This is a genomic window from Acidaminobacter sp. JC074, from assembly GCF_022496765.1.
In the GTDB taxonomy this organism is placed as follows: domain Bacteria; phylum Bacillota; class Clostridia; order Peptostreptococcales; family Acidaminobacteraceae; genus JABXKX01.
Genome location: NZ_VANV01000020.1, coordinates 107,915 through 128,826 on the forward strand (window position 1 = coordinate 107,915; position 20,912 = coordinate 128,826).

The 20,912-nt window shown below is 36.8% G+C and carries 16 protein-coding genes; 10 read left to right on the forward strand and 6 right to left on the reverse strand.

Annotated features, from left to right (window positions below; translation table 11 throughout):
* Positions 1-53 precede the first annotated feature (53 nt).
* A complete protein-coding gene (locus EZV73_RS21215; protein WP_240842439.1) occupies positions 54-1,859 on the forward strand; it encodes an ABC transporter ATP-binding protein in 1,806 nt (601 codons plus the stop codon).
* Positions 1,856-3,697: an ABC transporter ATP-binding protein gene (locus EZV73_RS21220; protein ID WP_240842440.1), complete on the forward strand. Its 1,842-nt coding sequence runs from the start codon at positions 1,856-1,858 to the stop codon at positions 3,695-3,697. Before EZV73_RS21215 ends, EZV73_RS21220 begins: the two co-directional genes overlap by 4 nt.
* Positions 3,698-3,725: 28 nt before the next feature.
* Here EZV73_RS21220 and EZV73_RS21225 read toward each other — a convergent pair whose 3' ends face one another.
* Positions 3,726-3,995: a hypothetical protein gene (locus tag EZV73_RS21225; protein ID WP_240842441.1), complete on the reverse strand. Its 270-nt coding sequence runs from the start codon at positions 3,993-3,995 to the stop codon at positions 3,726-3,728.
* 197 nt (positions 3,996-4,192) lie between these two features.
* Here EZV73_RS21225 and EZV73_RS21230 point away from each other — a divergent pair, with 197 nt between their 5' ends.
* Positions 4,193-6,265 carry a glycosyl hydrolase gene (locus tag EZV73_RS21230; protein WP_240842442.1) on the forward strand — a complete coding sequence of 691 codons (2,073 nt, stop codon included), beginning with the start codon at positions 4,193-4,195 and terminating at the stop codon, positions 6,263-6,265.
* A gap of 34 nt (positions 6,266-6,299) precedes the next feature.
* Here the strand turns inward: EZV73_RS21230 and EZV73_RS21235 are convergent, their stop codons facing one another.
* From EZV73_RS21235 to EZV73_RS21255, 5 genes are all read right to left on the reverse strand, one after another.
* A complete protein-coding gene (locus tag EZV73_RS21235) occupies positions 6,300-7,157 on the reverse strand; it encodes a 2-oxoacid:ferredoxin oxidoreductase subunit beta (protein WP_240842443.1) in 858 nt (285 codons plus the stop codon).
* The gene (locus EZV73_RS21240) at positions 7,158-8,780 is read right to left on the reverse strand and encodes a 2-oxoacid:acceptor oxidoreductase subunit alpha (RefSeq protein WP_240842444.1); all 1,623 of its coding nucleotides are present in this window, start codon (positions 8,778-8,780) and stop codon (positions 7,158-7,160) included.
* A 150-nt stretch (positions 8,781-8,930) separates the two neighbouring features.
* Positions 8,931-9,122 (reverse strand): hypothetical protein, encoded by a 192-nt coding sequence (locus EZV73_RS21245; protein ID WP_240842445.1) that lies wholly within the window; start codon positions 9,120-9,122, stop codon positions 8,931-8,933.
* A gap of 136 nt (positions 9,123-9,258) precedes the next feature.
* Positions 9,259-9,804: a hypothetical protein gene (locus tag EZV73_RS21250; RefSeq protein WP_240842446.1), complete on the reverse strand. Its 546-nt coding sequence runs from the start codon at positions 9,802-9,804 to the stop codon at positions 9,259-9,261.
* Positions 9,801-10,910 (reverse strand): DUF3179 domain-containing protein, encoded by a 1,110-nt coding sequence (locus EZV73_RS21255; protein ID WP_240842447.1) that lies wholly within the window; start codon positions 10,908-10,910, stop codon positions 9,801-9,803. The genes EZV73_RS21250 and EZV73_RS21255 overlap by 4 nt, the downstream gene beginning before the upstream one ends.
* A 176-nt stretch (positions 10,911-11,086) precedes the next feature.
* Here EZV73_RS21255 and EZV73_RS21260 point away from each other — a divergent pair, with 176 nt between their 5' ends.
* From EZV73_RS21260 to EZV73_RS21290, 7 genes are all read left to right on the forward strand, one after another.
* Positions 11,087-11,545, forward strand: coding sequence for a MarR family winged helix-turn-helix transcriptional regulator (locus tag EZV73_RS21260; RefSeq protein WP_240842448.1), 459 nt, complete (start codon positions 11,087-11,089; stop codon positions 11,543-11,545).
* 22 nt (positions 11,546-11,567) lie between these two features.
* A complete protein-coding gene (gene fabV, locus EZV73_RS21265; RefSeq protein ID WP_240842449.1) occupies positions 11,568-12,761 on the forward strand; it encodes an enoyl-ACP reductase FabV in 1,194 nt (397 codons plus the stop codon).
* A gap of 123 nt (positions 12,762-12,884) precedes the next feature.
* Positions 12,885-14,627: an HD domain-containing phosphohydrolase gene (locus tag EZV73_RS21270; protein ID WP_240842450.1), complete on the forward strand. Its 1,743-nt coding sequence runs from the start codon at positions 12,885-12,887 to the stop codon at positions 14,625-14,627.
* A 17-nt stretch (positions 14,628-14,644) separates the two neighbouring features.
* Positions 14,645-16,459: a diguanylate cyclase gene (locus tag EZV73_RS21275; protein ID WP_240842451.1), complete on the forward strand. Its 1,815-nt coding sequence runs from the start codon at positions 14,645-14,647 to the stop codon at positions 16,457-16,459.
* A gap of 157 nt (positions 16,460-16,616) precedes the next feature.
* Complete coding sequence (locus EZV73_RS21280) at positions 16,617-18,623, forward strand: FAD-dependent oxidoreductase (protein WP_240842452.1); 2,007 nt, start codon at positions 16,617-16,619, stop codon at positions 18,621-18,623.
* A gap of 92 nt (positions 18,624-18,715) precedes the next feature.
* Positions 18,716-19,741, forward strand: coding sequence for a LacI family DNA-binding transcriptional regulator (locus EZV73_RS21285; RefSeq protein ID WP_240842453.1), 1,026 nt, complete (start codon positions 18,716-18,718; stop codon positions 19,739-19,741).
* Between the two features lie 48 nt (positions 19,742-19,789).
* Positions 19,790-20,788, forward strand: coding sequence for an aldo/keto reductase (locus tag EZV73_RS21290; RefSeq protein ID WP_240842454.1), 999 nt, complete (start codon positions 19,790-19,792; stop codon positions 20,786-20,788).
* The last annotated feature ends 124 nt before the right edge of the window (positions 20,789-20,912 follow it).

Genomic DNA, 20,912 nt, shown 5'->3' on the forward strand with positions numbered 1-20,912 from the left:
TGACTTCATTATTATTTGGTGGAGTCATTTTTCTATAAATATAAGGGGGCTACATGAATAAAGCAAAGTACGGCGTTTTTTCCAACATATTGTATATCATAAGAAATGTCTGGCGGGTAGATAGAATCTTGCTACTTGCAATGATTGCATCAGTGATCGCGACAGTTGTTCAACCGATTATTATTATTTATATGCCAAAGTTTATCATTCAGTTTTTTGAAGAAGCTAGACCAGTCGCTGATTTGATGAGGCTGGTAGTTTATTTTGGCGTCATTTCATTAATCATAGGCAGCATCAAAAGTTTTGCTGATGGTTATTTGCCTAGAAAAATTGCCTACTTTAGAAGTATGAAACTAGGCTCGGAAATGGCTTTGGCATCCTTAAACGTTCATTATAAGTATTTGTCTTCTGATAATGGCCAGCAAGAGATAAGAAAAGCCAGACAGGCTATGAGTAGAGGCAATATTGGCATACAGGATATGGCCAATAAACTTATCTTATGCACAGCCAATTTAATTGGCGCCATCGTTTATATATTCATATTATCTGCACTAAACCCACTAGTAATCATCGCTCTGATATCATGTGGTTTACTGTCTTACTTGGCTGGAAACCGTGTCAACAAGTACAGACTTAAAACCAAAGACGATATCTCCAAAGTTGAAAGAAAAAGACATTACATCAATGACTCAACAAGGGATGTTAAATTTGCAAAAGATATAAGACTATATGGCATGTTTGAGTGGCTGGTATCTTTAGGTGACAAGTTTATCTCAGAAGAAAATGAATGGTATAAAAAGATTACAACAAAGGTTTTTAAAAACACCATTATAGATGGACTCATTGCCTTTTTTAGAGATGGCTTTGCCTATATTTATCTTATTAATCTGGTTTTAACAGATCAGATTGCCGTATCAGAGTTTACCCTATACATAGGATCTATTGCTGGTTTTTCTCTATGGATAAGCCGCTTGGTTAACAATACGATTATTTTAAATGCAGATTCTCTTCAAGTTTCAGACTTTAGAGTTTTTATGGACAGGGCAGATGACAACATAAAAAATAGATTACCTGAGAAAGAAATAAAAACACCTATATCTATCGAGTTAAAGGATGTGAACTTTTCATACAATGACCATGTTATTTATAAAGACTTTAACCTTAAGATTGAAGCGGGTAAAAAGATTGCCTTGGTAGGTATCAATGGTGCTGGCAAGTCCACATTGGTTAAGCTGATCTTAAATCTGATTGAAGCAGATTCAGGTCAAATTCTTATCAATGGTATAGATTCAAGAGAGATTGATATGCTTCAGTACTACGACCTCTTTTCAGTTGCCTTCCAAGATGCTTTAATTCTTGCCTATGGCATTGATGTCAATGTGTCTATGACATCGAGTGATCAGACCGACCAAGAAAAAGTAGACCACGTCTTAAAACTATCAGGTTTAGACGAAAAGGTAAAATCATTAAAAAATGGTAAGTATACAAGTGCCGAAAGGTATCTAGACAGTGATGGTACTGAGTTATCAGGTGGCGAAAGACAAAAGCTGATTTTAGCAAGAGCCCTTTATAAGGATGCACCAGTCCTAATATTAGATGAGCCGTCTTCAGCCTTAGATCCTATTGCTGAAGCAGAACTCTATGAAAAGTACCATGATATGACCAAAGATAAAACGGCAATTTATATATCACATCGTTTGTCTTCTACCAAGTTTTGTGACGAAGTGCTTTTATTAGATGAAGGTCAAATCATAGAAAGAGGTAGTCATAAAGATTTAATGGCTTTAGATGGCAAATATGCAGAGATGTTCAATGTACAAAGTCACTACTACCATAAGGAAGTTGAGGTGATTTCTTGAAGAAACTAAATATATCATCCGTTAAAATAGCAATAAAAAAGATCTATGAGATTAGAAAAGAGTATATCAGAGTTTTGATGGGAGACGCCCTTTTACAAGCCATTAGACCTTTCATTCCCATTATTTTATCAGCCCTGATACTAGATGAGCTTTTAGGAGATAAATCACAGGGTAAGCTTATGGTCTTATCTCTTATGCTAGTGGGCTTTATGCTTCTTACACATATCATTTCTGGTTATTTTACAAAGCGATACAGTGAAGAATCCAATCTCATGATCAGTCACTATTTTTTCTCGCTTTCTAAAAAGACCATGAAGATGAAGTATGAATACATCGAAAAGAAAGAGACTCTAGACCTTTTACACCAGATAGAAGGAGCAAGTTCTAGCTTTATGGCCATTTGGAACATAGCAGAATACATGCAAAAGGGCATGTTGGCTATTATAGAAATCATCTTGTCAACTGTTTTGATTGTCACCATGTTTATGAACTCAAATGAAGTTGTTAGAACAAGTGAAATACCGCTGATTCAGTCGCCTGTATCGTATGTATTCTTGGGACTAGTCCTTTTGATCGGGCTTTACTTCTATAGCCTCTTACAGACCAAAGTAGGAGAGACTGCAGCCAATGATATGAAAGGGGCAGTCGGTGGCAATAGGATATTTTCCTACCTCTTTTTTAGAATGAGCAATAACTATGAAAACGGTAAGGATATCAGGGTCTATAAGGCCCAAGGATTACTGCATGAAAAGATGAAAGGCTTTGTAAAAAACAATTACTATGAATGTGATGAATTCTTTGTAAAACCCAATATCAAACATTTTACCTTAATCAATCTAGTAAATGTGATCATGTTGGTTGCCGTCTATACCTTTATCATCCTAAAGGCCTATATTGGCGCCATAACAGTTGGTGCAATCTTTATACAGATCAACGCCATTATGAGACTTTATGAAGGGGTAGGCAGCTTCTTAAACCAGTACAATATGTTAAGAGCAGCTTGTGAACACTTTAAATACTCTATTGAGTTTTTCGACTTGCCTGAAATGAAAAAAGAGGGGACTAAAAAGCTTCAAAAGACTGGAGACTATGTATTTGAATTTAAAGATGTGTCTTTTAAATATCCTGGTTCTGAAAGTCTGGTTCTTGATAAAATCAATATGACCATTAAGTCTGGTCAGAGACTGGCTGTTGTAGGCATGAATGGTGCTGGTAAAACTACCATGATCAAACTTCTTTGCAGACTTTATGAGCCGACTGAAGGCGTGATTACTTTAAATGGTATGAATATCAGTGACATTGACTTTGATGACTATATAGATCTCTTTTCAGTTGTTTTTCAAGATTTCCAGCTTTTTTCATTTGGTATGGATAAGAATATCTTCTCTGGTAGAGAGGAAGATTATGATAAGCTGAAAGAAAATCTTAAAGGCGCAGGTCTAGAAAATATACTAGAAGAGCTAGACAATATTCATGTGGCCATGGGTAAGAACTTTGATGAGAACGGTAGAGACTTCTCTGGTGGTGAAAAGCAGAAGCTTGCAATAGCAAGGGCACTATATAGAGGTGCACCTATTGTTATATTAGATGAACCAACTGCAGCTTTAGACCCTGTTGCTGAGTATGATATTTATACAAGGTTTAACACACTTGTAAAAGATAAGGCAGCGGTCTTTATTTCACATAGGCTTTCATCATGCAGGTTTTGTCACAATATTGCTGTCTTTGATAAAGGAAAAATTGTGCAGACCGGTGATCACGAGTCACTACTTTTAAATGAATCAGGCAAATATCATGAACTCTGGCATGCACAGGCTCAGCACTATGTCTATGAATAAAAAAAAGTCAGTCCATCTGGACTGGCTTTTAAATATCATGTTCTATAATTTCAATTTCAAAATAATCAAAGTTGATCGATTCAATAAAATGATGGTCGTAAAAACTTGTTTTATGGATGACTTGATAATCAGCCTTGTTTTCAGAAAACCACATAGGCTTTGAAAGATCAAACTCATAACATAGGTATTCCATGCCTTTTTTTGTTTTGCCTAAAAAATCTAAATCACTTGAATCTTCATAAACCAGATCATTTATCATTTCATTATTCTTAAATAGTTTTCCCCATAATCGGAACATACATAACTCCTTGTCTCCTATAGCTTTTATAAGTATAGCAAGGAATAAAGTATTAGTAAAGTTATCATTATGTAGGTTTAAATTTCCTATATAATCTTATAAATGAACAGAATTTGCTATTTTGTTTTATATAACTTGACACCATGTATTTTTTCATGCAACATATGAAAGGTAAGAGGCTGATTAAAGGAGTAAATATGATAAGAAATGTAAGAAGATTTGTAGCACTGGCTTTTGTTATGGTGCTTATGTGTAATGCAGTTTTTGCTGGTTCTTTTAATGTTTGGAAGGCCATAGAAGAAGCTGGTACATATGAAACTGCAGGAGAACTTGATAAAGCCTTACCTTTATGGTTAGACATTATTGATTACTACCAGGCGCAACCTGAAGATGAAGGCATCAACACCAACATAGCAATTTTCGCTAAGAAGGTTGGTAAGTACTATGACCAAACAAAGCAATATGATTTGGCAGTTAAGTACTATGAAATGGAAAATGATTATTGGAACAAAGTCGGCAACTCTTGGGGGGCTGAAGACATGCTTCGTGCTGAGGAAATCCGTACACTCTTTGAAATGTACGTAGAAGTTGAAGCTGATAAGAAGCAAGATTTAGAAATGTATGAACCTGTTTCAGGTATTTATACTGGTATCTATTCAGAAAATGATCCTGCTGTTGGTCAGAAGTTTAACAAGACCGAATCAGTATATGGTCCTCATGCCCAATACGTTTTATACCAAGACTGGGGTAAGATGATTGGTTCTGATTACATTGATGTGATGTTGGCAGAAAGAATGAAGGATGAAAATGCATCTTTCCACATTGCCATCAATCCAATGAATGGTTTAAAGGAAGTAAAAGAAGACAAGTGGATTGTTAACTGGGCTAAACAGGCTAAGCAGTTAGATATGCCAATCTTTTTAAGGTTTGCAGGTGAAATGAATGGCGACTGGGTAAAATGGTATGATTCACCTGAAGCTTATATTGAAAAGTTTAGATTGGTGCATGACATCATGGAAGAATATGCACCTAATGTTGCCATGGTATGGACACCAAATGATACACCTGTGGAGTCAAATGGCAATCGTATAGAAGATTACTATCCAGGTGACAAGTATGTAGATTGGGTTGGGGTCAACTTCTATGTAGATTATTATGACAGTGGTAATGTTCATGATGGTGATAACCACCTTCAAAATCCACTTTCACATTTAGATTATATCTATGAACTTTATGCAGACAGAAAGCCAATCATGATTTCTGAGACTGCTGTAACACATTATTCTATTCCTAATAGCAAGGATTTAACAGACTGGGGTGTAGAAAATTTAAAGAAGTTTTACAGTCAGTTGCCAATTAAATATCCAAGAGTAAAAGCTGTTAACTATTTCTCTTTAAACCAGGCAAACCCTAATTATCATGTAGGTAACCTGTGGAACAACTATGCTATATCAGAAAATTCTAAGATGAAGACAGCTTATAAATCTCTTATTAAATCAGACTATTACTTAGGTTCTATGGATGATTCAGTTGATACAACATTTAAGCAGATTACAGAAGATCAACTTTCTGACTATGATGAAATATATTTTGTAGTAAAAATCCCTGATTATAAAATCAGTAAGATTGAGTTTTATGATGGCGATAAGCTTTTAGGTAAAGATACTGAACTACCTTATTCATTTAAAGGTGACTTATCTAAAATTGATAACTTCACTGTGAAGGTTTATGATTCAAAGAATGACTTAAATTATACTAAATCATTTGCTGCACCTGTAGAAGAAGTAGTGGAAGAGATTGTTGAGGTGGTTGAAGAACCTATTATCGTCTCAGCAGGTGAGTTTAAAGTTACAATTCCTAAGTTTGGTGTTGCTCTAAAAGGTTCTAAGATGAATCCGCAAAAGAGTGAGTATCCACTATTTGTGTACAACGATATTACTTATTTCCCGATGACATTTAATGCAACGCAGGGCTTGGGATTAGATGCCAAATGGTCAGATGCAACTAAGACGCTTTCAATTTCTCAAATCAAATCTAATGGTAAGATAAAAGAATATGAAAAGCCTGCAACTAATCCATCATCTATGCTAGCGACCAAACCAGCCTTTAAGGTTGAGGTTAATGGCAAAGTGATAGACAATGATAAAGAAGACTATCCAATCTTAGTTTTAAACAACATCACTTATTTCCCTTTAACCTGGAAGTGGGTAAATGATGAATTTGGATGGAAAATTAACTTTGATAATACAAGTGGTTTAACAATCAATTAAGAAAGACTGCATCGCTTTTGATGCAGCCTTTTTTTTATTTGAACTCGTCGATTAAGTTTTGTGTGTTTTTAACTTTCCAAGAACGGTTTGTAAGAACCGTTTCATTATCTAAATGAGGTATCTTCTTAAAGTAAGAAGCTTTCTCTTCCTTGTAGATAATGCCTGTAGGGATTTTTTCGCCCCATTCTTGTCCTGTTTTAAAAGCTAGGTCTTTGTTTGTGAAATCGTATTTTTCATCAAGTGTATAAACTCTTTCTTTATACCACTGATAGGTGTTAACCTTGTTAAATGAAACGCATGGTTGCAAGATATCTATAAAGGCATAACCATCATAGAGGTAAGCTTCTTTTATGAGTTTAACAAGTTGGTCTGAATCGCCTGCAAAACCTCTTGCAACGAATCCGCAGTTAAGCGATAGAGCCATGGCAATAGGATTTAAGGCTTCTGAATAAACACCTTGGGTTTGACTGGTTGTCTTTTGTCCCATGGCGGTTGTTGGTGATCCTTGACCTTTTGTAAGACCATAAATTTGATTGTCATATACCAAATGAACCAGATTTAGATTTCTTCTGATATTGTGAATAAAGTGATTACCACCTTCGCTAAAGGCATCGCCATCACCTGTAACAACAAATAAGTTTAAATCTTGATTGGCTACATGAACACCGCATGCAGCTGGAAGACCACGGCCATGTAAACCGTTAAAGCCATTGGTATTTACATAGTGGGGTGTTTTTGCAGCCTGTCCTATACCTGATACCACGACAGTATCAGTCGGTGTTAATCCGAGCTCTGAGAAGGCTTGTTTTAAGGCCTTTAAGATTATATAATCGCCACAACCTGGGCACCAGGTGATTTCTTTAGCTACGTTGAAAAGTTTTACATCTGTCATTTACATCACCTCCAAAACCTTTGACTTCAGCTCTTTTATGTCAAACTGACGACCATCGTATTTAAGGAGTTGATGGTCCATCGTAATACCAGTTTCTCCACGTAGGTATTTGGCAAATTGACCTGTCGCATTATGTTCTACAGAGATAAATTTGACACCTTTAGCCTTTAGTTGAGATATTCTTTCACTTGGAAGTGGATAAATATCTCCAAATACAAGGGCACCTAGATCTAGGTCTTGTGTGACTTCTTTTAACAAGCCTGAAGATGAACCCCATCCAACAAGAACAGTTTTGGCGTCTTCATTGCCATAGTAGTCTGGATCTATAAGTTCTGATTTTAAAGTTTCTAGTTTTCTCAATCGTTTGTCATGCATTTTAACTCTCATATCTGCATCTTCAACAATATTTACTGACTCATCGTGTTCATGACTATCTGCAAAAACAGTATGATTTGGATTGCCTGGTAGAAGTCTTGGTGAGATACCTGATTCAGTTATTTCATGACGTTTAAAGCTTGTCATGTTTTCGTCTGCTAGTGATCGATCTATCACGAGTCCATTTAGATCGTAAGGACTTATAGTGACTCTGGCATCTGCTAGGTATCTGTCACTTAACAAGATAACAGGCATTTGATACTTATCAGCTATGTTAAAGGCTCTAAATGTTTGATAAAAAGCATTACTAGCATCTGTAAGTGAAATGATCATTCTTGGATATTCATCCGGCGATGAATGAAGTATAAAGCTAAGGTCAGACTGACTCGTCTTAGTTGGCATGCCTGTTGCAGGTCCGGGTCTTTGTACATTTAAGACTACAATTGGCAGTTCTGCTATTGCTGACATACCTAATGCTTCTGTCATTAAGGCAAAGCCACCACCTGATGTAGCGACAAAGGTCCTTGCACCTGCATAAGAAGCACCTGTTGCCATGTTCATGGCAGCAATCTCATCTTCAGCTTGTTCGACTATATAACCGCACTGGTCTTGTTTGTCAGATAGATAAGTCATAACACTTGTCGCTGGTGTCATTGGATAAGCTGAAAAGAAATCCATTCCTGCAGCTATGGCACCAAGGGCAGTCGCTTCATTACCATTGATAGAAATGCTCTTATCTTTAGATGGAGGTAGGGTAGAGTATAAGACCTTTTGGTCGTCATAACCTGCCCCAAAAGCCTTGGATTGATCAGTGTTTAAATCCCTTGTTGAGATATTTTTATCTAAGTTGAAAAGCTTGGCTATAGCGCCAAGTGTTACATATGTAGATGATTTTTTCACATTGACATCTTTTTCATATGACTTGGCATTTATTTTTATGATGTTTTCTTCGCCTAGTTTACTTGAAGCATCTAAAAGGGCGAAAGAACCAGCTTTAAGATCATCCTTGTGGAGCGTATAAGTTTCGTCATTGAGTGCTATTAGAAGATCTGCCTCCTTTTCATGACAATAGAGTGGTTGATCAGAAAATCTAATCTGAAAGAAGTTATGACCACCTCGTATTCTAGACATGTAGATGGTATTTGTGAAGGTATAAAAACCATGATGTTTTAATGTTTTCCCTATAAGTTTTGCAAGTGTCTTAACGCCTTGTCCGGCTGCACCGCCTACTACAATATTATATTTCATAAAATTGACTCCCTTCGTTGATTTAATCATACCCAATAATAGGTAGGAGGCAATCAAATTATTGTAATGTTTATAAAATGATAATGATTATCAATAAAAAACACACCCTAATGAGTGTGTCATAAGTAACCAACTATTTGCATACTTGTCCTAATTATAAAGAATGCCATTTTCCATCATCTTGTCAGTTACCTTATTTTTTCTCTCTCTAAGGTTGAACTTAACAAGTGGCCGTAAGTCTTTCTTACTATTTTCTTTATGGTCATGCTCATAGAGGGCATGATCATAATAAACATGGTTGGTTATATCATATGTCTTGGGTTCTACTCTTGTCTTTTTCATAACCTCCTCCTTTATTTATTACGATTTTGTAATATATTTATACCCAGAAATCTTAAAAAACAACATAGAAATATAAAATAGTTGCACTCAAATTGCACAACTATTTTTTCTGAACAATATGACCAGAGTCAAAGTATTAGTATGACTGGATTAGGCGGTAGCTCTTATAAATACCATAAACTAATAATAATACGCTTAAAGGTAAAAACCATTGCATAATAGAACTTAAAAATGCTGTAGATGATCCTATGATGGATGCAAGTGGTATTAGAAATGTTGGTGCACAACATGCAAATCCTGTTAAAAAGCTGGGTAGTATACCAATAAGGCCAGTGTATTTATGGTCAAGTCTGCACTGCTTAGGGAGTTTGTAAATATAAAAGGCTGCCATAACATTAAAAAATACCAGTAGAGAAAGCAGTAAACCTAATAAGATGTTCATGGGTGAAACCAGTACATGGATCCCAAAGTTTTGAAAAGAACCGACAGGTTCAAACAAAAAAGTGGAAGATCTTTTAAATACAAGGTTGACCCAGTTAGATGAAAACCTGACATGACTGCCATTTGCACCAAAGTTCAAGTAGCCAATCGACCAATAATATAAAAGAAAGTAAATAATAAAAATCAAGAGGCCGAGAAAGAGTATTTTCTTGTCCTTAAGTGTTTTTTTCATTGTTTTCATTGTATAACCTCTGTTTCTGGATAGTAGGCATACCATGCAAACCACATTACATCAAAGTAGGTAAGTGGTTCAAGTGGTAATGTCTTGTCGCCTCTAAAGGTGTATTCATTGCCATTAGAATCTGTATAGCCATTCTCTGAGGCTACTAAGTTTAGATCGCCCGCCTGATAGACCCTTGTTGCTTTTAAATCCTCATCAAAAAGGGCAACAGCTTTTATATCACCAATGTCAAAATAAAGGACTTTATCCTGTCTGACCTTTAAAGGATCGACTGCTACAGTGTGGTCACCATATTTAACTCCAACAACTATTTTCTTATCAGATAATAAGGTGCTTTGATTGAGTAAAGGAAACATTGCTGTTCCAAAATGATAGTAGGATGAGTCATCATCGGGTGCATAAGAGCCGTATGGGTCGTTGTTGTAATCTCTAAAATAACCGGTTTCTAAAGAAAGCACATTGGCCTGAGGAAAGAGTGATTTTGCACGTGCCCAAGTGGTCCAGTGAATGGGTTTTGTATCTAGTACAGTGCCTTTTAAATCATCTGTAATACCAACACCCAGTATCTGTGGAATATAAGAGTCAGTTTGTCTATCATACATGACTAAGTTTGAGTTAAGTAGTTTGCCAGACGTACCATAGGTGTTGTCAGGATAGGATGCAGTTGGTAGATAACAGATGGTTGATCCTGTTAAAGGGCAATAGGTAATGGAGACCATCTGATCATCAATGGTATCATTGACGATTTCATGCCATACCAAGATGCTTTGAGGGTATATATAGGTGGTGTTTAAGCTTTCATATACAAAAACTTTATCGTAATCGTCTAGATAATCAACCTCACTTGTTTTGACATAACTAGGCTCATCAATTGGTGGTATCCCATCTTTAGGCGGACCGCCACTTAAGATATTGTCATTTAAGGTATCTAAATAATCACTTGAAATGTTGGATAAGGTATCTTCTTTGACTGTAGAGGTATCAGGCTCTGTGATAATTGCAGTAGGTTGGCTGGTATTAATATCTGTGGTAGATGGATCTGAAGTCAAGAAATAGATAATTGTTAGTCCTACAATGAGTAAGACGAATATAGCTAACTTTTTCATGTTTCACCTCTTTTCAAGTAGAAAGGAGTAATATCTACAATAATAGTATACATTAAAAACTATGTAAGAAGTTTATTCAGGCTTTTATTTTAGGAAAAAATAATCTGTCCAAAAGGTTGCGTGGGAAACCATGCTCTGTTATAATGGTTTGCGTATAAAACTAATGGGAGTGAAAAATGATTATTAGATTAATGGGAGCCATACTCAAAGAATTTGAAGATGAGGCAAAAAGAGTACTTCAGTCTATGGATTTAGATGTTCTATCCAAGTACGACTACTCTTATTTTAGGTATTTGATGGTTCTTAAAAAACATCCACATATCAATCAAAACGATCTGGCCAAGTTTGTAAATGTTAACAAGGGTTCTGCTTCTAAGGCAGTAAAGTTTCTTTTAAGTCATGACTTAATTCAGAGACTACAAGATGAAAAAGACAGTCGGGTAAAAAAACTTTGTTTAACAGACTTAGGAGACGACTTGTGTGACAAGTTTAAAAATGTCCTGAATCAAGTTGAAAGTCAGTTGATGGATGGTCTTTCAAACTGTGATATATCTAATTTGAATGATATGCTCAGTAAGGCTTATAAAAACCTTTCCAATGAAAAGAATGAAATCTTGCTTAGTATTTTAGACTAAGCTTTTATAATGAGGTAATAGTGTGATAGTAAAAAAGAAGACAAGAGGATTTATTTGTACAACTGCACATCCAGTAGGCTGTGCTGACAATGTATCTAAACAAATAGACTATGTAAAGTCAAAGGGGCCAATTGATGGTTCGAACAAAGTATTGGTGATTGGTGCTTCGACAGGTTATGGCCTGGCATCAAGAATTGTCCAGGCCTTTGGAGCAGGGGCTGATACTTTAGGTGTCTTTTATGAAAGACAAGCATCTGGCAAAAGAACAGGCACTGCAGGATGGTACAATTCTGTAGCCTTTGAAAATGAAGCATTAAAAGCTGGTCTTTATTCTAGATCTTTAAACGGTGACGCTTTTTCTGATGAAATGAAAGAAAAAGTGATTCAAGTCATCAGACAAGACTTAGGCAAAATTGATATGGTTGTTTACAGTTTGGCATCACCGAAAAGAATGCATCCTAAAACAGGCGTTTTATCAAGCTCTGTTTTAAAGCCTATTGGTGGGGCATATTCCAACAAGACTGTTGATTTTCATACAGGGGATATTTCTGAAATCACCATTGAACCAGCTGTAGAAGAAGAGATCAAAGATACCGTTACAGTCATGGGTGGCGAAGATTGGCAGCTATGGATGAAGGCCCTTAAAGAAGCGGATGTATTAGCTGAAGGTGTTAAGACCGTTGCCTATTCATACATTGGCCCGGAACTGACTCATGCTGTTTATAGACAAGGTACCATCGGACGTGCCAAAGACCACTTAGAAGCATCTGCTGGGATCATTACAGATGATTTAAAGGACCTTTCAGGACAAGCTTTTGTATCTGTTAACAAGGCCCTCGTGACTCAATCGTCGTCTGCAATTCCTGTCGTGCCACTTTACATTTCATTACTCTATAAGATTATGAAGGAAAAGGACATACATGAAAATTGCATTGAACAGTGTTACCGTTTGTTTGATGACTTTATGTATGAAGAGACCACACCAGTAGACGAGTCAGGACGTATTCGTATAGATGATTTGGAAATGAGAGACGATGTTCAAGAAACTGTTGAAAATCTTTGGGATCAGGTCAATTCTGAAACCCTTTCTGACTTATCGGATATTGAAGGTTACCGTACAGAGTTCTACCAGCTTTTTGGCTTTAACATTGATCATATTGATTATGAACAAGAAGTTGAAGTTGATTTGGTTCATGAGAGAATCCATACTTTATAGTGAACAAGATAATAACGATTTAATACCACTTGATGCCAAGTGGTATTTTTTATGCCTGAGTTTAAATAATGACATCTTAATTGGGTAGATAAGAAAATAGTAAGGACTATATTTGGAGGATGGATGAAATTACTAAGAAAAAAATTACACTCGACTTTAACATACCCCATATTAATTTTGATTTTATTAAGTGTCTTTGGAGCATTTTATGGCTTAAATAGTTCAAACAAACGTGATCAAATGAAAACCATTCACAATGGCTTGTCTGTCATTAATCAGAGAATCACTGATTTTCATGAAATCAATGTTGCCTCATTAGAGCTCTTTATTAATGATGTCAAAAAAGCCATTGATAACCAGGGGCATGTGGATGTTAGCCATGTAAACACATCCATTAATGAATATGACTCACTGTTTAAGTTCGGTGCGAGTATGGCCTTAGGTCTAGAAGATGGGCGTATGTTTTCATCTCATGTAACAATGTTGCCAGAGAATTATGACCCCCGTGTCAGACCTTGGTATTTAGATGCTGTTAATAATGAGGACAAAGTTTGTTTGTCTGCTCCCTATTTAACAGCGGATATTAACGACAGAGATCTTTACGTTTTTACTTACTCCAAAGTAGTCAAAGATAATCATGATGAAATCATTGGCGTTTCAGGCTTAGATGTGGACCTCCTAAGAGTCTTTAATTTAGCCAAGTCAATTCAGATTACTGAGGGCAGTTTTTCAGCAATAGCCTCTAAACAAGGTAAGGTTATGATCAGTGATTTTTACGACTCAAATATCATTCAGCAAGTTGAGCTTGATATTTCTACTTTAGACAGCGATTTGCCTCTTGAAATTCATGTCAAGGGTCGGACTTATTTGGTTTATTCAGAAAGCAATCAAGAAACCGGCTGGCTATCTTTAATTTTTGTACCCAAGTCATATATGAATGAAAATCTAGGTAATCTCATTATATTAAGTTTGATTATGATTTTGGTATCGGTCATGATGACTTGGTTATTTGCATCTAGGTTTTCTCTTAGAATATCAAAGCCTATAGAAGAGGTTGTCAGTCGACTAGAAAATATAGACCTGTCTGAAAGCTACGAGGATTTTGAAGCGCCTAGTAGTGATCTTGTAGAAGTGGACATTTTAGCTGGTGGAATCAACAATTTATTGCACCGTGTTTATGAACAGAAACAAACATTAGAGCAAAACCAGCAAGAAATCAAAAGTCAGTACATGGAGATAGAAGCCCTTTATGAAGAAACTACGGCTATGAACGATACCCTGCATGATACCATGGACCAACTTGAAGCATCTTGGCTACAAACCATACGTGTTTTATCCAATGCCATTGAAGCCAGTGACCATTATACAAAGGGTCACTGTGATAGGGTCGCTGAGTTAGCGATTGCCATTGGCAAACATTATGGTTTTACACAAAATAGACTCAGAAATCTTGAGTTTGCAGCCCTTTTACATGATGCTGGAAAAGTAGGTATTCCAGATAGAATCTTAAATAAAGAAGGTAGGCTGACTGAAGAGGAATATGAAATTGTTAAAGAACATCCTCTAACAGGCTATAAGATTATAAGAGATGTTGCGTATCTAGAAAAATCAGCACAATTTATCCTAGACCATCACGAACGTATTGATGGCAAGGGTTATCCAAATGGTCTTAAAGGTGACCAAATAGATTTAGAATCAAAAATCCTATCTGTTGTAGATGCTTACGATGCTATGACCAGTGCAAGGTCTTACAGGAAGACACCACTGAGTCATTTAGATGCACTTTTAGAATTAGAAAGGCACAGCGGTACACAATTTGATGAAAAGGTCATTGATGTGTTAAAGGAAGTTACCATGGGAAATTAATCGATGTGGAGGTAGAAATGATTAAAAGTTACAACACGCTTTATCATACAGAAGAAGACTTAATCAAACTAAGAAATGATGTAGGACCTTATGACGATGAAAATGTTTTGATTCAGATTTTTACTTATCTCAATGATCTAGAAGCTATTGAATCGATTAAATCTGAGGTGCTTGAAGTGTTTCCTAATACAAACATCATTGGCTCTTCCACAGCTGGAGAGATATTTGAGGGAAAAGCCTATGACAAGACGACTGTTATAAGTTTTACTAAATTTGAAGAGACCAAGGTTAAAACGCTTTTTATTGATGGTATCACTCGGTCTATTAGCGACTTAGAAGAGCAAGCAGATTATGCCGCAAAGGCACTTTCAGCAGATGATTTAAAAGCCATCATCATGTTTTCATATGGCGTTACTCCTAACTATACTTATGTCAATGTTTTGCCTTTTATCACTAGGCTTAAGAAGCACTTGCCTGATTCTATATTCTCAGGTGGTGTGGCTGGTGTTTATAATTTTGATTCCACTAAACTCAGCTCAACGTTTACAGAATCAAAGTCTTCACATTTTGGTATTGCTATAGCTGGACTTTATGGTAAGGACCTTTCAGTCATAAACAAGTACAACTTAAGCTGGATCCCCATTGGTAAAAAGCTTGTGGTTCAGGACGCCCAGGACTATCATTTAAAACTGTTAGACGGCATGACGCCAGCTGAAGTCTTTAAGACCTATTTAGGTGAGGAAATCGTGGCTGGTCTTCCTATGTCATCTGCAGAGTTTCCGCTAGTCTTAGAAAGAGGCGGCAAGCAGATGCTGATTCATCCATCAAGAATTTACGATGATGGGACCTTTGAGATGACCCATCATCTTCATGTAGGCGAGCAGGTCAAGTTTTCATTCTGTCATGTAGGTCTACTGGCTTTAAGCGCCAATAAGATATACAATGAGCTACTTGACGAGGAGATACAGACCAACTTTATGTATTCCTGTGCCATAAGAAGAAATGTACTTGGCGAGGATATTATCGTTGAACTCAGTCCTATGGCTGATCTGTCTAACTCTGCTGGTTTCTTTGCCTATGGTGAGTTTTTTGATGAAGGTGTAGATGAATACCATAGGCTCGGACAAACCACAACGGTTCTTGGTTTAAGAGAGGGTAAAAAAACAGATGAACCTGTAGAAGAACAGAAGTTGCCTTCCTATAAGTTTACAGAAAGACGACAATTTAGAACCATGCGTGTCCTTCATAGATTGGTTGACAAATCTGCCAGTGATTTGGAAATGGCTCTGATAACCTTATCACAACTTGCTCATAAAGACGCACTGACCGGTCTTTATAATAGGGGATACTTCGATCAAAAAATAAAAAGTGAGATGAAAAGACAAGGCAGAACCGATTCGCCTTTGTCACTTATTTTAATTGATATTGATTACTTTAAAAACTTTAATGATACCTATGGTCATGTATCTGGTGATGATGCTTTAAGAGGCGTTGGAGCCTGTTTAAACCAGCTCGTTACAAGAACCGATGATGTTGTTGCAAGATATGGGGGAGAAGAACTTGCCTTGATTTTACCGCATACAGATTACTTAGGTGCGGAGCTTGTTGCAGAAAAAATAAGAGCAAGTATTGAGTCTTTAGAAATTCCACATAAATCCTCTCTAGTTTCTGATGTATTAACAGTCAGTGTGGGTTTTGTTACTTTAAATGAACCCTTTGATGTAGAAGAGGGTTTTGATTCAAGCCTTCTTATTGAGGCATGTGATCGTTGTTTGTATGAGGCAAAAGAAAATGGCCGTAACAGAATCATGGGGACTGTATACAAAAAGTAAATCTACCTATCAGTTTTACCTATGATACATTTAATTTTCTTATTGTGGTTGACATTTTAGGTATTAGGTAATAAAATCAAAACAACCCCCCTGTATAGGGGGGGTGTGTAAATACTTGTTTGGAAATTCACAAAGAATAGATTTAGAGGAGAGTAAAATGGAAAAAATCCTTATTATTGGTGGGGTAGCAGCAGGTGCTACAGCAGCAGCTAAGGCAAGACGTCTTTCAGCTGAAGCAGAAATTACAATTTTAGAAGCAGGTGCAGATATTTCATTTGCCAACTGTGGTTTACCATATTTTATCGGTGGTGATATCAAAAGCCGTTCAAAACTTATACTTCAAAGTCCAGAGTCATTTAATGACCAGTACAATACAGATGTACATATTCATACAAGAGCAATAAAGATAGATAGACAGAATCAAGTGGTTTATGCTGTAAACTCAAAAACAGGTGAAGAGAAAAAGTTTGACTATACTAAGCTGATCTTGGCCCAAGGTGGCAGACCCATTACACCACCCCTTCCAGGTGCTGATAAAGACCATGTTTTTAAACTATGGACACTAGACGACATGGATGCTATTAATGCTTATATCACGGATCAAAAGCCAAAAACTGCTGTTGTTGTAGGTGGAGGATTTATTGGACTTGAAATGACAGAAGCGCTTGCCAAAAGAGGCATGAAGGTATCTGTTGTAGAAATGATGCCGCATGTTATGTCTATTATGGAGCCTGAGTTTGCAGGCTTTATACAAGAAGAAATGTTAGCATACGGTATTGACTTGTTTACGGATAAGGCTGTAACAGAAATTAAGGACCAGTCAGTGCTTCTTAATGATGGCCAACTTATTGAGGCTGATATGGTACTTATGTCAATTGGCGTACGTCCAACTTTAACACTTGCTAAGGAAGCAGGTCTTGAACTTGGTGAAGCAGGTGGTTTACTGGTAGATGCTACATTAAAAACAAGTGATGACAAGATTTATGCAGCTGGTGATATGATTGAACTAGAGCATAGGGTTCTAGATAAGAAAGTACGTATTCCGCTTGCAGGACCAGCCAACCGCCAGGGAAGAATTGCTGCTGAAAATGCAATGGGGAAAAGACACGAATACAAGGGATCAATAGGTACATCAATTGTAAAAGTGTTTGAAGCCATTGCAGGTATAACAGGCCTTTCTTTAAAAGCTGCTAGAAATGCCGGTTTAGATGCTGATGCGATTGTTATTCATAAGGAAAATCATACATCTTATTATCCTGGTGCTGAACTGGTGGCAGTACAAGTTGTCTATGATAAAGATACAGGTACCATCTTAGGTGGACAAACAGCTGGTTACGATGGTGCAGATAGGAGACTAGATGTGCTTGCAACGGCTGTTGGGGCAAAACTAACAGTATCTGACTTAGCAGACATGGACTTTGCATATTCTCCACCACTTGGCAATGCCAATGACGCCATCAATATGGCAGCATATGTATCAGAAAATAGAATGTCTGGCTTCTCTCCAACACTTACAGTAGGTGAGTTAGATGTTTACCTGGACGACAAAAAGGTCATGTGGATAGATGTGAGAGATGTCTTTTCCTATGATAAAGCCCATATAGAAGGAGCGGTCAATATACCACTTGAAATGTTACCAGCTAACATGAACAGGCTGGATAAAGATCAAGTTATATTGGTATATGACAAGACTGGCAAAAAAGGTCATCAGGCACTTCGTACACTTGTAGGTGCAGGTTTTAAAAATGTCATCAATGTGTCTGGTGGATTCATCAGTTTATCGAATTATGTAAGATCTATTCAACCTAAAAACTTTGTTCTTAAATTAGAAAAACCAGAATCAAAAGTACTTGGTGAAAAAGAAAGTAAAGATCCAGTAAAGAAAGAAGTTGTTAAAGAGACCATTACTTCTGGTCCAATTGTCATTGATGTTCGTACAGAAGATGAATTCTCTTATGGAGCTTATCCAGGTGCTGTAAATATTCCTTTAGATGAACTGGGTTACAGAATTTCAGAATTAGGTGATAAAGACCGTAAAATCATTCTTTATTGTGCAACAGGCGCTAGATCTGCTTATGCACAACGCTTCTTAAGACAAAATGGTTATAAAAACTCAGAAAATGGCGGTGGTCTTGCTCGTATGATGGCCAGCTATAAAAGATAATAATGAATAGTCACTAGAGATAGTGACTATTTTTTTGACTTATTTATCAAATGGTACTATAATATATGGTACCGGTTACATAGGAGGTAGATATGAAACCAACCATAAGGGATATTGCCACGGCTTGTGGGGTATCTAAAACGACTGTTTCGAGGTTTTTAAATAAGTCAGGTTATGTGTCTAAGGAGGTTGCAGATAAGATAACAGCCAAGATAGAGGAGTTAAATTATATCCCTTCATCAACAGCAAGAAATCTTTCTTTAAGAAGAAGCAATGTCATAGGATTGATTGTACCTGAAGTTAACAATCCCTTCTTTGGACAGATTTTTAAGGGCATCTCAAAGATTGCTGACCAAGAGCAGATGAGTATCTTATACTGTGACACAGATAACAATAGAGATAAGGAATTAAGGGCTTTTGAAACCCTTAGGGGCCATAATATCTGCGGACTCATTGTCACACCTGCTACGGGTGGCTTGATAAATGGTCAGGTAGATGAAGAGTTTATTAAAGGCCTAAAGGCTTTTGATGTACCCATTGTTTTATTAGATAGAGACGTTGAACATGTATCATGGCCTGGTGTTTTTACAGACAATGTAAAAGGCGCTTACGATGCAACCAAGCTACTCATAGATCAAGGTCATAAAAAAATCGCAACCATAAGCGGCGATCAAGGTCTCTTAATTGGTAAACAGCGTCTTTTAGGTTATGAAAAAGCCATGAAGGAAGCAGGCCTTTATGATGAATCTTTGATTTATGAAGGCAATTTTTCAATAGAAATGGGTTACAAGAGAAGTCTTGAAATACTGAAAACAGATATTACAGCAGTATTTTCTCCAAATAACTTAACGTCGATGGGGCTTCTAAAGGCCTTACAAGAAAAGTCATTGACGATGCCAGAAGACCTTGCAGTTGTAGGATTTGATGACATTGAACTCTTGTCACTTTTGGGTCTTAACTTAACCGTGGTACAACGAAATCCAGGGGTCTTAGGCCAGAAGGCCATTCAACTACTTTTAAGCTTAATAAAGGATGGTCAGGTTGAAATAGAGAAGATAATATTAGAAGCTCAGATTGTTACAAGAGGTTCTGAAAAAAGGATAAATATGGCCGATTAGTGGTCATTTCTTTAAAAGGATGTGGTACCGGTACCACAGGAGGTAGATATGAAATATAAAAGAGTAAGTAAAATGGATTGGGATTTTTCTGTTATAGGTTTTGGCTGCTGGGGGGCATCAGGTAAAGGTAGTTGGGATGGCCACGATGATGAGGGTCAAATCAAAGCCATTCAAAAGGCCATTGAACTGGGTATTAACTTCTTTGATGTGGCGCCTATTTATGGCTGTGGCCATGCAGAAGAAGTATTAGGTAAAGCTGTTAAAGGTAAAAGAGACAAGGTTTTTATTGCTACTAAAGCAGGCATTCCATGGAATGAAAACTATGAAGGTTATAACGATGTGACAAAAGAAAACCTACTAAAGGAAATTGATGATTCCTTAGAACGTCTACAAATGACTTATGTGGATTTACTACAAGTTCACTGGCCAACAGACAAAGACGTGCCTTTAAGCGAGACAATTGAAGCTTTAAAGATCATCAAAGCTTCAGGTAAGGCCAAATATATAGGTCTTAGCAACTTCTCTTTAGAAGATTTAAAGACCATCGATAAAGAAGTTGGGATTGTATCTTATCAAGGACTCTATAATATGTTAGAAGCAAATGCAAGTTCTTATCATAACATTCCCTTGCAATATAGAGTCGCAGATGAAATATTCCCGGAAGTGAAAAAGGAAGGCATGGCATTTTTACCCTACAGTCCTTTGATGCAAGGCCTTCTAACAGGAAAGATCACAGATCAGACTGTATTTGGTGAAAATGATGTTAGAAACCATAATCCAAAGCTTCATGGCGACATGCGTATGAAACATTTACAAGTGATCGAACAGATTAAAGAGATGCCTGAACTAAGTGACAAGCCGCTAGCTGAAATTGCAATCAACTATCTTGTTGCTAAAGAAGAAGTGACATCTATTATTGCAACACACGCAAATGTTGAAGAAGTTGTTATGAATGTAGAGGCTTTAAACTGGGTAATGACAAAAGAGACCGTTGATAGAATAGACGTCTTGGTTAAAACAAGTTTGGTAGTGGAAAGTAATCTATGAAAAAAGTAGGGATCGATGGATAAGCAGATTTTAATCTTTTCAGTCATCGTTTTTGAAATATATACACAAAAATAGCCACTCTAGCGCCTACAGTGGTAGTTAAATCTATGAAATTGGATATTAG

Coding starts and splice junctions, on each gene's coding strand:
- EZV73_RS21230 (WP_240842442.1), top strand. CDS start 4,193: ATGATAAGAAATGTAAGAAGATTTGTAGCACTGGCTTTTGTTATGGTG.
- EZV73_RS21270 (WP_240842450.1), top strand. CDS start 12,885: ATGAAATTACTAAGAAAAAAATTACACTCGACTTTAACATACCCCATA.
- EZV73_RS21235 (WP_240842443.1), bottom strand. CDS start 7,157: ATGACAGATGTAAAACTTTTCAACGTAGCTAAAGAAATCACCTGGTGC.
- EZV73_RS21260 (WP_240842448.1), top strand. CDS start 11,087: ATGATTATTAGATTAATGGGAGCCATACTCAAAGAATTTGAAGATGAG.
- EZV73_RS21215 (WP_240842439.1), top strand. CDS start 54: ATGAATAAAGCAAAGTACGGCGTTTTTTCCAACATATTGTATATCATA.
- EZV73_RS21285 (WP_240842453.1), top strand. CDS start 18,716: ATGAAACCAACCATAAGGGATATTGCCACGGCTTGTGGGGTATCTAAA.
- EZV73_RS21240 (WP_240842444.1), bottom strand. CDS start 8,780: ATGAAATATAATATTGTAGTAGGCGGTGCAGCCGGACAAGGCGTTAAG.
- EZV73_RS21290 (WP_240842454.1), top strand. CDS start 19,790: ATGAAATATAAAAGAGTAAGTAAAATGGATTGGGATTTTTCTGTTATA.
- EZV73_RS21250 (WP_240842446.1), bottom strand. CDS start 9,804: ATGAAAACAATGAAAAAAACACTTAAGGACAAGAAAATACTCTTTCTC.
- EZV73_RS21245 (WP_240842445.1), bottom strand. CDS start 9,122: ATGAAAAAGACAAGAGTAGAACCCAAGACATATGATATAACCAACCAT.
- EZV73_RS21275 (WP_240842451.1), top strand. CDS start 14,645: ATGATTAAAAGTTACAACACGCTTTATCATACAGAAGAAGACTTAATC.
- EZV73_RS21225 (WP_240842441.1), bottom strand. CDS start 3,995: ATGTTCCGATTATGGGGAAAACTATTTAAGAATAATGAAATGATAAAT.
- EZV73_RS21255 (WP_240842447.1), bottom strand. CDS start 10,910: ATGAAAAAGTTAGCTATATTCGTCTTACTCATTGTAGGACTAACAATT.
- EZV73_RS21280 (WP_240842452.1), top strand. CDS start 16,617: ATGGAAAAAATCCTTATTATTGGTGGGGTAGCAGCAGGTGCTACAGCA.